Source organism: Microbacterium sp. STRO-2N (genome assembly GCF_057747775.1).
Genome location: NZ_CM173223.1, coordinates 2,212,535 through 2,224,892 on the forward strand (window position 1 = coordinate 2,212,535; position 12,358 = coordinate 2,224,892).

Sequence of the window (12,358 nt, forward strand, 5' to 3'; positions counted from 1 at the left end):
GAGATGTGTGAGCACGCAGAGGGTTTTCGTCGCGCGCCTGGCCGGGTGCTCGGTCTTCGACCCTGCCGGCGACCGTCTCGGCAAGGTCCGGGATGTCGTCGTCATCTACCGCAAAGACGATCCCCCTCGCGTGATCGGACTCGTGGTCGAGATCCCCGGCCGCCGCCACGTCTTCGTCTCGATCGGCCGCGTCACCTCGATCGCCCCGGGCCAGGTCATCACGACCGGCCTCATCAACGTGCGCCGGTTCCAGCAGCGCGGCGGCGAAGTGCGCGTCATGGCCGAGATGCTCGGCCGCAGGGTCTACTTCGCCGATGGATCCGGCACGGCGGTCATCGAGGACGTCGCCATCGAACGCAACCGGCTCGGCGAGTGGGACATCGGCCAGCTGTTCCTGCGCAAGCCGAAGACGAGCGCGTCGCCCTTCGCGAAGGGCCCGACGACGTTCGCGAACTGGGCCGATGTGCGCGAGCGGAACGTCCCCGGCGAGGCGCAGTCGGCCGAGCAGCTCGTCGCGACGTACTCCGAGCTGCGCCCGGCGGACCTCGCCAACACCCTGCTCGATCTCCCCGAGGAGCGCCTGCTCGAGGTCGTCGAGGAGCTTCCCGACGACCGCCTCGCGGATGCGCTCGAAGAGATGCCCGAAGAGGAGCAGGTGCACATCCTCGAGGCGCTCGACGACGAGCGCGCCGCCGACATCCTCGACGCGATGGAGCCGGACGACGCCGCCGACGTGCTCGCCCAGCTGCCCGAGGACCAGCGCGAAGAGCTCCTCGACCTCATGGAGCCCGAAGAGGCCGAGGACGTCCGAGCGCTGCTGAAGTACAGCCCCGACACGGCGGGCGGTCTCATGACGAGCGAGCCGATCGTGCTGTCCGCCGACGCCACGATCGCCGAGGCGCTCGCGCTCATCCGCCGGCACGAGCTCCACCCCGCCCTGGCGGCCGCGGTCTTCGTGACGCTCCCGCCGTACGAGACGCCCACGGGCCGCCTGCTCGGCACCGTCCACTTCCAGCGCATGCTGCGCTACCCGCCGCACGAACGGCTCGGCGCACTCATCGACGACACACTCGACCCGGTGCCCGCCACGGCGTCCGCGGCGGAGGTCGCGCGCCTGCTGGCGTCGTACAACCTCGTGTCGATGCCCGTCGTCGATCCCGCACATCGCCTCGTCGGGGCGATCAGCGTCGACGACGTGCTCGACTACCTCCTGCCCGAGGACTGGCGGTCGCACGACGCCGAGGATGAACGCCCGGGCTCATCCCCCGTCCCCACCGACACATCGACGATCCCGAGGAGGCGCTGATGGCCCGTACGAACCGCCAGCCGTCCCTCGACGCGCCGCGCGGTCGGTCGGGCATGCTGCAGCGCTCGCCGCAGCCTTCGCGCGATCGATTCGGCCGCTTCTCGGAGTCGTTCGCACGGGCGATGGGCACCTCCGCGTTCCTCATCGGGATGACGGTGTTCGTGGTCGTGTGGCTCGCGTGGAACACCTTCGCGCCACGTGAGCTGCAGTTCGACCCGCGAGAGTACAACTACACGCTGCTCACCCTCATCCTGTCGCTGCAGGCATCGTATGCCGCACCGCTCATCCTGCTCGCGCAGAACCGTCAGGACGATCGCGACCGCGTGCAGATCGAGCAGGATCGCCAGCGCGCCGAGCGCAACCTCGCCGACACCGAGTACCTGGCTCGCGAGGTGGTCGCGCTGCGCATGGCCGTGAATGACTTCGCCGCCGAGACCGTCACGCGCGACGTGCTCCGCGCCGAGCTGCGCACCCTGCTCGAGAAGCTCGAGGACGAGCCGGCGCGCGGGGAGGACGCCGCGCGATGACGGCAGCCGACGCCGTCCGGCGCGCCGTCGGCGCCGTCACCGATCCCGAGCTGCGCCGTCCCATCGGCGAGCTCGACATGGTGCGCGACATCTCCGTCGACGACGGCGTCGCCCATGTCGCGATCGCCCTGACCATCGTCGGCTGCCCCGCCGCGGATCGGATCGCGGCCGACGTGCGCCAGGCCGCGGCATCCGTCGCCGGAGTCGACGACGTCGCACTGGAGGTGGGCGTCATGTCGCCCCAGGAACGGCAGGCGCTCACCGAGCGGCTCCGCGGCGGAAGGGCGCGCGAGATGCCCTTCGGACCCGGCACGCTGACGCGCGTCATCGCGGTCACCAGTGGCAAGGGCGGCGTCGGCAAGTCGACCGTGACTGCGAACCTCGCCGTCGCATTGGCCGCGCGCGGGCTCGCGGTGGGACTCGTCGACGCGGATGTCCACGGCTTCTCGATCCCCGGACAGCTCGGACTCGTCGGCCCGGACGGGTCGGCACCGCAGCCCACCCGCATCGACGACCTGATGCTGCCGCCGGTCGCGCACGGCGTGAAGGTCATATCGATCGGCATGTTCCTGCGTCGGGCAGACGGCGACGCGACGCCGCTCGGCGCCGTCGCCTGGCGGGGGCCCATGCTCCACCGCACCGTGCAGCAGTTCCTGACCGACGTGTACTTCGGAGATCTCGACGTGCTGCTGCTCGACATGCCGCCCGGGACCGGCGACATCGCGATCTCGGTCGGTCAGCTGCTCCCCAACGCCGACGTGCTCGTCGTCACCACACCGCAGACGGCGGCGTCCGACGTCGCCATACGCAGCGGTCTGGTCGCCCGACAGACCGGTCAGCGCGTGATCGGCGTCATCGAGAACATGGCAGCCATGGCCCTCCCCGACGGCACGACTCTCGACCTGTTCGGAGCAGGCGGCGGCGAGGCCGTGGCAGCGGCGCTGTCGGGAGATGCCGATAACGTGCCGCTGCTGGCCTCGATCCCGCTCAGCCCGACCCTCCGGATGGACGCGGATGCCGGCATCCCGGCCGTCCTCGCTCACCCCGACGACGTGGCGTCACGGGCGATCGCCGAGGTCGCCGACACCCTCGCCTCGACGCCCCGCGGGCTGTCAGGCCGCTCCCTGCCCTTCCGGCCCCGGTAGCCGGGTGGGTGACCCGGGAGTGGACTCAGGTCGCCTCGGAGTCGAACGGCGGAGGCTGCGTCTCGGGCCCGCGGAACGGCGAGCGAACCGGCGGAGCGGGCGGCGTCAGAGCCGTCGAGGCCACCGCGCCCGCCTGAGCGGCTCGCACGGTCGTGACGGGCGCATCGTCGAGCAGGGCCTCGCGGATGATCCGGCGCGGGTCGTACTGGCGCGGATCGAGGGTGCGCCAGTCGACGTCGTCGAAGTCCTCGCCCATCTCGTCCCGCACGCGGGTCTTCGCGGTGGTCAGCCAGTCGCGCGCCCGCCGAGCGAAGCCGGCGAGCGACTCGGCGTATCGCGGCAGGCGCTCGGGCCCCACGATGAGCGCAGCGACGAGACCGATCAGCAGGAGCTTCTCGATCGTGAGGCCGAAGATCATGACATCAGGTTACCGCCGCGCCTGAGCTGTCCGCGCCGTGCGGCCGCGTAGGCTGGCCCAGGGGGAGGAAGGGATGGGAGACGTGAACGCGAGCCAGCGGTTCGTCGACGAGGCGACGAATGAGCCGGAGCATATCGCGCGCGCTCGCGCACACGCCCTCGAGCTCGGCGCGGCGCCGATCAGCGCAGCCATCGGTGCGCAGTGCGCCGTCATCGCGGCCGCGTCGCAGGCGCTCAACATCGTCGAGATCGGCACGGGCGCCGGAGTGTCGGGGCTATGGCTCCTCCGTGGATCTCCCCGCGCGACCCTTACCACGATCGACAAGGAGCCCGAGCACCTGGGCGCCGCCCGTCAGGCCTTCTCCGAGGCCCGGATCCCTCCCGCTCGCGCGAGATTCATCACCGGCCGCGCAGCCGACGTCCTCCCCCGCATGAACGAGGCGTCGTATGACATCGTGCTGGTCGATGCGGATCCCGAAGGCGTCATCGAGTACGTCGAGCATGGCCTGCGGCTGGTCCGATCCGGTGGCACGGTCCTCGTGCCTCGGGTGCTCGCCGGGGGCGCCGTCGCCGACCCGGTACGCCGGGATCCCGTGACGACCGCCTACCGTTCGCTCGTCCAGGAGACCCAGGCTTCGCCGGCGGTGATCGGAGCCCTCTCGATCACGGGTGAGGGACTGCTGCAGCTGACCACGGTCGCGACCGCCTGAAACGACGTGAACGGCCGGTCCGAAGACCGGCCGTTCACGGAACGATGCGACTACGCCGCGTTGACGACGCCGCCCAGAACGTCGTAGAGCTCCTTGGCCTCAGCGTCGTTGACCGAGACGACGAGCCGGCCACCACCTTCGAGCGGCACTCGCACGATGATGAGGCGACCCTCCTTCACGGCCTCCATCGGCCCGTCTCCGGTTCTCGGCTTCATGGCTGCCATTGCGGCTCCTTTTCATCGATGGTCTGCGGATCAAGTTTATCGTGAGGGCGGCTGACAGCGGGCACGCTGGGGAAAGCGGCATCCGCTCGCCCATTCACGGCACCTGCCATGCGGTGTTTCCGAGCGCGTACATGTTGTAGATCCACCACCATTGCCCCAACAGACACGCCACCAGCACACCGACCCGCCACACCCGCGACTGCGGGACCGCGAACGCCCCCCACAGCGGCGACAGCGGCAACAGCAGGCGGAAGATGCTCGACTGCGGGAAGAACACCAGCAGCAGATACAACACATAGCTGGCGCTCCACAGGCGCAGCTCGACTCCGAGCTTGTTCACCTGCGGGACGAACAGCAGCGCCGCTGCGACACCGACGACGGCGAGGACGAGCACCGCGTAGCCGAGCTCCACGGGGAGGTGCCACATCGTCCCGAACCAGAAGGACGCCCCACTCACGAAGCCTTCGAACGGCGCGAAGGCCGCCTCGCCGGGGATCCAGTTCCGTCTCCACGCGAGTTCTGTGGAGAGGTAGGCGCTGGGCTCACCCGTTACAGCGGCGGCGATCAGCTGCCAGGCGAATCCCGTCGCCGCGGCGAGCAGACCGAGCACGACGATGTTCGCGATCTCCGGTGCGTGCAGCGGCTCCCGATCGCGCCGGAACCATCGCCAGATGCCGAACAACGCGAGGAACAGCGAGAACGCGAGCACCCCCGGACGGGTGAATGCCATCAGTGGAATGAGTGCGTACAGCCACGCATACCGACGGCGCACGACACACCAGAGCGCGCAGAACAGCCACAGCAGGTTCAGCGTCTCTGCGTAGCCCACGTGGAAGAGCGCGGCAAGCGGCCCGGCAGCGAAGAACACCACCGCCCACATCGCAGCGCTGTCATCGACTCGCGTCCGCAGCAGATGGAAGAGGACGACGGATGCCGCGTACCCGGCCACCAGCGAGACGATCGCCGCCCCCACCGCCCACGAGCCGAACGGAAGCGACACCCACTGCGAGAGATACGGATACAGCGGCATGAACGCCCAGGCGTTCTCGGCGACCAGCCCGTCCTCGGTTCGCGGGAGCTCCGTCGGATACCCCGAGAAGGCGATGAACCAGTACCAGGTGCCGTCCCACGCCACCACCACGTCGCCGATGTCCGCGCCCATGCCCATCCGAGAGCCCGGACCGGACATGCCCGCCGCGATGAGCAGGAACGCCGTCGTCACCAGGCGCGCGATGAGATAGATCACACCCACGCGGAGCGCGATCCGGCCCCAGCCGGCCCGGCCGGGAGCGGCGATCAGCTGCGCGTCAACCACTCGCGCAGACCCCGCTCAACCGCCTCGATCTGGGCGACCGAGACGCGCTCCTCATCGTGGTGGGCGAGATGCGGGTCGCCGGGGCCGTAGTTGACCGCGGGAACCCCGAGTGCGCTGAACCGGGCGACGTCGGTCCACCCGTACTTGGGACGCGGCTCCGCGCGCACGGCGGCGAGGAACTCACGTGCGATCTCGGAGTCCAAGCCCGGACGCGCACCCGCGGCGGCATCGACCACCTCGATATCGAAACCCGAGAGCACCTCCCGCACGTGCGCTTCGGCCTCCGCGACGTCACGGCTCGGAGCGAACCGGTAGTTCACCTCGACCTCGCACAGGTCAGGGATGACGTTTCCCGCGATCCCGCCGCGGATACGCACCGCGTTCAGGCCCTCGCGATAGACGAGGCCGTCGACGGCGATCTCGCGCGGGCGGTACTCGGCGAGGCGCGTGAGCACGGGCGCCGCCTTGTGGATGGCATTCTCGCCGATCCATGCACGGGCACTGTGCGCGCGCACACCCTCCGTGCGGACGATCACGCGCAGGTTGCCGTTGCACCCGCCTTCGACCTCGCCGTTCGAGGGCTCACCGAGGATGGCGAAGTCGCCCGCGAACAGATCGGGCCTCGTGAGCGCGAGGCGCGTGAGACCGTTCCGGTCGGCATCGACCTCTTCGTGGTCGTACCACATCCAGGTGATGTCGACCCGCGGTGCGACGAGTTCCGCGGCGAGCTTCAGCTGCACCGCGACGCCTGCCTTCATGTCGACCGTCCCACGGCCCCAGATGAAGGGCTGGCCGTCGACGTCGATGTCGCGCGTCGGCACGTTGCCGTTGATCGGCACGGTGTCGATGTGGCCCGCGATCACCACGCGCTGCGCACGTCCCAGGTCGGTGCGTGCGACGATCGTGTCGCCATCGCGATACACCTCGAGGTGCGGCAGTGGCGAGATCGCGTCGAAGATCGCGTCGGCGAGTGCCTTCTCGTCGTCCGAGACGCTCGGGATGTCGCAGATCGTGCGAGTGAGGTCGACAGCGGAAACGGACAGATCGAGCGCCGGCATCCCCCGAGTCTATCGAGCGGGATGCGGCTGTTAACGCGGAATGGCCACCCTGCGTTGGGTGGCCATTCCGTGTAATGGGTGTCCGGCGGTGTCCTACTCTCCCACAGGGTCTCCCCTGCAGTACCATCGGCGCTGAGAGGCTTAGCTTCCGGGTTCGGAATGGGACCGGGCGTTTCCCTCTCGCTATGGCCGCCGAAACTCTTTTGATGTTTCAGGTTCACAACATGAAGTCGTTGTTCAGTTGCGGTTGCCCGACCGTACATCGGGAACCACTCAGTGGACGCGAACACTCGCAGAAGTGTTGGGTGTTATCAAGTCATCGGCTTATTAGTACCAGTCAGCTGCACACGTTGCCGTGCTTCCACATCTGGCCTATCAACCCAGTAGTCTGGCTGGGAGCCTCTCACCCCGAAGGGTATGGAAGTCTCATCTTGAGGCCGGCTTCCCGCTTAGATGCTTTCAGCGGTTATCCATCCCGAACGTAGCTAACCAGCGGTGCACTTGGCAGTACAACTGGCACACCAGAGGTTCGTCCAACCCGGTCCTCTCGTACTAGGGTCAGATCCTCTCAAACTTCCTACGCGCGCAGCGGATAGGGACCGAACTGTCTCACGACGTTCTAAACCCAGCTCGCGTACCGCTTTAATGGGCGAACAGCCCAACCCTTGGGACCTACTCCAGCCCCAGGATGCGACGAGCCGACATCGAGGTGCCAAACCATGCCGTCGATATGGACTCTTGGGCAAGATCAGCCTGTTATCCCCGAGGTACCTTTTATCCGTTGAGCGACAGCGCTTCCACAAGCCACTGCCGGATCACTAGTCCCGACTTTCGTCCCTGCTCGACCTGTCAGTCTCACAGTCAAGCTCCCTTGTGCACTTACACTCGCCACCTGATTGCCAACCAGGTTGAGGGAACCTTTGGGCGCCTCCGTTACTTTTTGGGAGGCAACCGCCCCAGTTAAACTACCCACCAGGCACTGTCCCTGAACCGGATCACGGTTCGAAGTTAGACATCCAGAGTGACCAGAGTGGTATTTCAACAACGACTCCACGAATACTGGCGTATCCGCTTCAAAGTCTCCCACCTATCCTACACAAGCCACACCGAACACCAATACCAAGCTGTAGTAAAGGTCACGGGGTCTTTCCGTCCTGCTGCGCGTAACGAGCATCTTTACTCGTAATGCAATTTCGCCGAGTTCGCGGTTGAGACAGTTGGGAAGTCGTTACGCCATTCGTGCAGGTCGGAACTTACCCGACAAGGAATTTCGCTACCTTAGGATGGTTATAGTTACCACCGCCGTTTACTGGGGCTTAAATTCTGAGCTTCGCCTTGCGGCTGACCCGTCCTCTTAACCTTCCAGCACCGGGCAGGCGTCAGTCCGTATACATCGTCTTGCGACTTGGCACGGACCTGTGTTTTTAGTAAACAGTCGCTACCCACTAGTCTCTGCGGCCACCAAACGCTTTCGGAGCAAGTCCTAATACGCCGATGGCCCCCCTTCTCCCGAAGTTACGGGGGCATTTTGCCGAGTTCCTTAACCACGATTCTCTCGATCTCCTTGGTATTCTCTACCTGACCACCTGAGTCGGTTTGGGGTACGGGCGGCTAGAACCTCGCGTCGATGCTTTTCTCGGCAGCATAGGATCACCCACTTTTCATCCGCATCGTGTCTCAGCCTGTATGAGAGACGGATTTGCCTATCTCTCGGCCTACGCACTTGCCCCGGGACAACCATCGCCCGGGATGGGCTACCTTCCTGCGTCACACCTGTTAATACGCTAACCGCACCAGCATAGGGTCGTGTGCTAGGCCCGACGCGTCACCCCGAAGGGATCCGTCACCGGGATTCGGACACTTAGCATCACTGGATTGGTTGGGGCGGTTCTTCGCCGGTACGGGAATATCAACCCGTTGTCCATCGACTACGCCTGTCGGCCTCGCCTTAGGTCCCGACTTACCCAGGGAAGATTAGCTTGACCCTGGAACCCTTGGTCTTTCGGAGGACGTGTTTCTCACACGTCTTTCGCTACTCATGCCTGCATTCTCACTCGTGTGGCGTCCACGGCTGGGTCACCCCGCCGCTTCACTCGCCACACGACGCTCTCCTACCCATCAACACGGCTGGACCACGAAGGCCTACCAATAATGTCAATGCCACAACTTCGGTGGCGTGCTTGAGCCCCGTTACATTGTCGGCGCGGAATCACTTGACCAGTGAGCTATTACGCACTCTTTCAAGGGTGGCTGCTTCTAAGCCAACCTCCTGGTTGTCTAAGCAACTCCACATCCTTTCCCACTTAGCACGCGCTTAGGGACCTTAGATGGTGGTCTGGGTTGTTTCCCTCTCGACTATGAAGCTTATCCCCCACAGTCTCACTGCTGCGCTCTCACTTACCGGCATTCGGAGTTTGGCTGACGTCAGTAACCTTGTAGGGCCCATCGGCCATCCAGTAGCTCTACCTCCGGCAAGAAACACGCAACGCTGCACCTAAATGCATTTCGGAGAGAACCAGCTATCACGAAGTTTGATTGGCCTTTCACCCCTATCCACAGCTCATCCCCTCAGTTTTCAACCTAAGTGGGTTCGGCCCTCCACGACGTCTTACCGTCGCTTCAGCCTGGCCATGGATAGATCACTTCGCTTCGGGTCTAGGACATGCGACTGAATCGCCCTATTCAGACTCGCTTTCGCTACGGCTACCCCACCCGGGTTAACCTCGCCACATATCGCTAACTCGCAGGCTCATTCTTCAAAAGGCACGCTGTCACACCTACCAGGGGTGCTCCAACGGTTTGTAAGCAAACGGTTTCAGGTACTATTTCACTCCCCTCCCGGGGTACTTTTCACCTTTCCCTCACGGTACTTGTCCGCTATCGGTCATCTGGGAGTATTTAGGCTTATCAGGTGGTCCTGACAGATTCACACGGGATTTCTCGGGCCCCGTGCTACTTGGGATCCTCTCCACGCTGCGACCCGACATTTCGGTTACGGGGCTGGCACCCACTCTGGCCGGCCTTTCAAGACCGTTCACCTATATCGACGCATCACGTTCGCTGCTCGGCAGAACAGCACGGAAAGTCCCACAACCCCGAATACGCAACTCCTGCCGGATATCACACGTACTCGGTTTAGCCTGTTCCGGTTTCGCTCGCCACTACTAACGGAATCGCGGTTGCTTTCTCTTCCTGTGGGTACTGAGATGTTTCACTTCCCCACGTTCCCTCTACCCGCCCTATATATTCAGGCGGGAGTCACCAGGTACGCACGCGCCCTGGCGGGGTTTCCCCATTCGGACATCCTCGGATCAAAACTTGCTTATCAGTTCCCCGAGGCTTATCGCAGATTGCTACGTCCTTCTTCGGCTCCAGATGCCAAGGCATCCACCGTTTGCTCTTAAAGACTTGAAATCACATGAGCCGATCCATTAAGAATCGAACATTCAACACCCCACACACCCGAAAGCATGCAGAGCGTCTTCTTTAAGATGCTCGCGTCCACTGTGTAGTTCTCAAAGTACGGGCGGCACCCACCCCAACACCAGCACAACACCGGCGACAGGATGAGCCCAGAAGTCCCAAAGGCGTAAAGCCCGGTCCCTCAGGACCCAACAGCGTGCAAGCCCCCACCCAGACAGATCCGACACGTTCCAGCCGCCCCGAAAGACGACGTACTAGCACCGAACCCCCCGAACGGGAGCCTCGTCATATGTTCCACCCATGAGCAAACCAGCACCACACATCCGGTGGTGATCTGGCGCCTGGACACCCCGAAGAGTGCCAGAAGCTCCTTAGAAAGGAGGTGATCCAGCCGCACCTTCCGGTACGGCTACCTTGTTACGACTTAGTCCTAATTACCGATCCCACCTTCGACGGCTCCCTCCACAAGGGTTGGGCCACCGGCTTCAGGTGTTACCGACTTTCATGACTTGACGGGCGGTGTGTACAAGACCCGGGAACGTATTCACCGCAGCGTTGCTGATCTGCGATTACTAGCGACTCCGACTTCATGAGGTCGAGTTGCAGACCTCAATCCGAACTGGGACCGGCTTTTTGGGATTCGCTCCACCTCACGGTATTGCAGCCCTTTGTACCGGCCATTGTAGCATGCGTGAAGCCCAAGACATAAGGGGCATGATGATTTGACGTCATCCCCACCTTCCTCCGAGTTGACCCCGGCAGTATCCCATGAGTTCCCACCATTACGTGCTGGCAACATAGAACGAGGGTTGCGCTCGTTGCGGGACTTAACCCAACATCTCACGACACGAGCTGACGACAACCATGCACCACCTGTACACCAGTGTCCAAAGAGTTCCCTATTTCTAGGGCGTTCCGGTGTATGTCAAGCCTTGGTAAGGTTCTTCGCGTTGCATCGAATTAATCCGCATGCTCCGCCGCTTGTGCGGGTCCCCGTCAATTCCTTTGAGTTTTAGCCTTGCGGCCGTACTCCCCAGGCGGGGAACTTAATGCGTTAGCTGCGTCACGGAATCCGTGGAAAGGACCCCACAACTAGTTCCCAACGTTTACGGGGTGGACTACCAGGGTATCTAAGCCTGTTTGCTCCCCACCCTTTCGCTCCTCAGCGTCAGTTACGGCCCAGAGATCTGCCTTCGCCATCGGTGTTCCTCCTGATATCTGCGCATTCCACCGCTACACCAGGAATTCCAATCTCCCCTACCGCACTCTAGTCTGCCCGTACCCACTGCAGGCCCGAGGTTGAGCCTCGGGATTTCACAGCAGACGCGACAAACCGCCTACGAGCTCTTTACGCCCAATAATTCCGGATAACGCTTGCGCCCTACGTATTACCGCGGCTGCTGGCACGTAGTTAGCCGGCGCTTTTTCTGCAAGTACCGTCACTTTCGCTTCTTCCTTGCTAAAAGAGGTTTACAACCCGAAGGCCGTCATCCCTCACGCGGCGTTGCTGCATCAGGCTTCCGCCCATTGTGCAATATTCCCCACTGCTGCCTCCCGTAGGAGTCTGGGCCGTGTCTCAGTCCCAGTGTGGCCGGTCACCCTCTCAGGCCGGCTACCCGTCGACGCCTTGGTGAGCCATTACCTCACCAACAAGCTGATAGGCCGCGAGCCCATCCCCAACCGAAAAATCTTTCCAACCACAGACCATGCGATCGTGGCTCATATCCAGTATTAGACGCCGTTTCCAGCGCTTATCCCAGAGTCAGGGGCAGGTTGCTCACGTGTTACTCACCCGTTCGCCACTAATCCCCCAGAGCAAGCCCCGGGTTCATCGTTCGACTTGCATGTGTTAAGCACGCCGCCAGCGTTCATCCTGAGCCAGGATCAAACTCTCCATAAAAAAATGATGCACAACCCCACCGGGAAAACAGTGAAAGCCATGCGAGTTCAACCCAGACCAAAAACGAATATCAAACTGACATCCATAGAATTGATCCAAAAAAGACCCCCACCAACCAAAAAATGGTCAGCAGGAACAAAATTGGCATATGACAAGTGCACGCTGTTGAGTTCTCAAGGATCGGACGCACCCACCAACCAACCACCACACAGGCAGCCAACCAGAAGGGCAACTTCACAACCATACCCCACCCGCAGACCGTCGGCTCCACCGGCCGCGGATCGAGATCCACGGTGCCCGGCGAGTGACTGCCTCGGAGGGGAAGACTCCCAT

8 protein-coding genes and 3 rRNA genes are annotated in these 12,358 nt (G+C 63.4%); 4 read left to right on the forward strand and 7 right to left on the reverse strand.

Features of this window, described 5'->3' with window-relative positions; translation table 11 throughout:
- Positions 1 to 7: 7 nt before the first annotated feature.
- The 3 genes from AC3ANN_RS10355 to AC3ANN_RS10365 are packed head-to-tail and all read left to right on the forward strand — an operon-like array spanning position 8 to position 2,978.
- Complete coding sequence (locus tag AC3ANN_RS10355; RefSeq protein ID WP_488337324.1) at positions 8 to 1,306, forward strand: magnesium transporter MgtE N-terminal domain-containing protein; 1,299 nt, start codon at positions 8 to 10, stop codon at positions 1,304 to 1,306.
- Positions 1,306 to 1,833 (forward strand): DUF1003 domain-containing protein, encoded by a 528-nt coding sequence (locus tag AC3ANN_RS10360; protein WP_488337325.1) that lies wholly within the window; start codon positions 1,306 to 1,308, stop codon positions 1,831 to 1,833. Before AC3ANN_RS10355 ends, AC3ANN_RS10360 begins: the two co-directional genes overlap by 1 nt.
- Complete coding sequence (locus AC3ANN_RS10365; protein WP_488337326.1) at positions 1,830 to 2,978, forward strand: Mrp/NBP35 family ATP-binding protein; 1,149 nt, start codon at positions 1,830 to 1,832, stop codon at positions 2,976 to 2,978. The genes AC3ANN_RS10360 and AC3ANN_RS10365 overlap by 4 nt, the downstream gene beginning before the upstream one ends.
- A 25-nt stretch (positions 2,979 to 3,003) precedes the next feature.
- Here the strand turns inward: AC3ANN_RS10365 and AC3ANN_RS10370 are convergent, their stop codons facing one another.
- Positions 3,004 to 3,396 (reverse strand): twin-arginine translocase TatA/TatE family subunit, encoded by a 393-nt coding sequence (locus tag AC3ANN_RS10370; protein ID WP_488337327.1) that lies wholly within the window; start codon positions 3,394 to 3,396, stop codon positions 3,004 to 3,006.
- A gap of 73 nt (positions 3,397 to 3,469) precedes the next feature.
- Between AC3ANN_RS10370 and AC3ANN_RS10375 the strand changes: the two genes are divergently transcribed.
- Positions 3,470 to 4,105 carry an O-methyltransferase gene (locus tag AC3ANN_RS10375; RefSeq protein WP_488337328.1) on the forward strand — a complete coding sequence of 212 codons (636 nt, stop codon included), beginning with the start codon at positions 3,470 to 3,472 and terminating at the stop codon, positions 4,103 to 4,105.
- Between the two features lie 50 nt (positions 4,106 to 4,155).
- On the opposite strand, the gene AC3ANN_RS10380 is transcribed toward AC3ANN_RS10375, so the two are convergent.
- The 6 genes from AC3ANN_RS10380 to AC3ANN_RS10405 all read right to left on the reverse strand — a co-directional run bounded on the left by AC3ANN_RS10380 (position 4,156) and on the right by AC3ANN_RS10405 (position 12,025).
- A complete protein-coding gene (locus AC3ANN_RS10380) occupies positions 4,156 to 4,329 on the reverse strand; it encodes a DUF3117 domain-containing protein (RefSeq protein ID WP_019179788.1) in 174 nt (57 codons plus the stop codon).
- Positions 4,330 to 4,423: 94 nt separating this feature from the next.
- Positions 4,424 to 5,644, reverse strand: a complete 1,221-nt coding sequence (locus AC3ANN_RS10385) for a hypothetical protein (protein WP_488337329.1) — start codon at positions 5,642 to 5,644, stop codon at positions 4,424 to 4,426.
- Complete coding sequence (dapE, locus tag AC3ANN_RS10390; RefSeq protein ID WP_488337330.1) at positions 5,626 to 6,702, reverse strand: succinyl-diaminopimelate desuccinylase; 1,077 nt, start codon at positions 6,700 to 6,702, stop codon at positions 5,626 to 5,628. The genes AC3ANN_RS10385 and dapE overlap by 19 nt, the downstream gene beginning before the upstream one ends.
- Positions 6,703 to 6,782: 80 nt before the next feature.
- Positions 6,783 to 6,899: ribosomal RNA gene (rrf, locus tag AC3ANN_RS10395) — 5S ribosomal RNA — on the reverse strand.
- Between the two features lie 110 nt (positions 6,900 to 7,009).
- Positions 7,010 to 10,116, reverse strand: a 23S ribosomal RNA gene (locus tag AC3ANN_RS10400).
- Positions 10,117 to 10,500: 384 nt separating this feature from the next.
- A 16S ribosomal RNA gene (locus AC3ANN_RS10405) occupies positions 10,501 to 12,025 on the reverse strand.
- Together the 16S, 23S and 5S rRNA genes form the textbook arrangement of a ribosomal RNA operon.
- Positions 12,026 to 12,358: the final 333 nt, after the last annotated feature.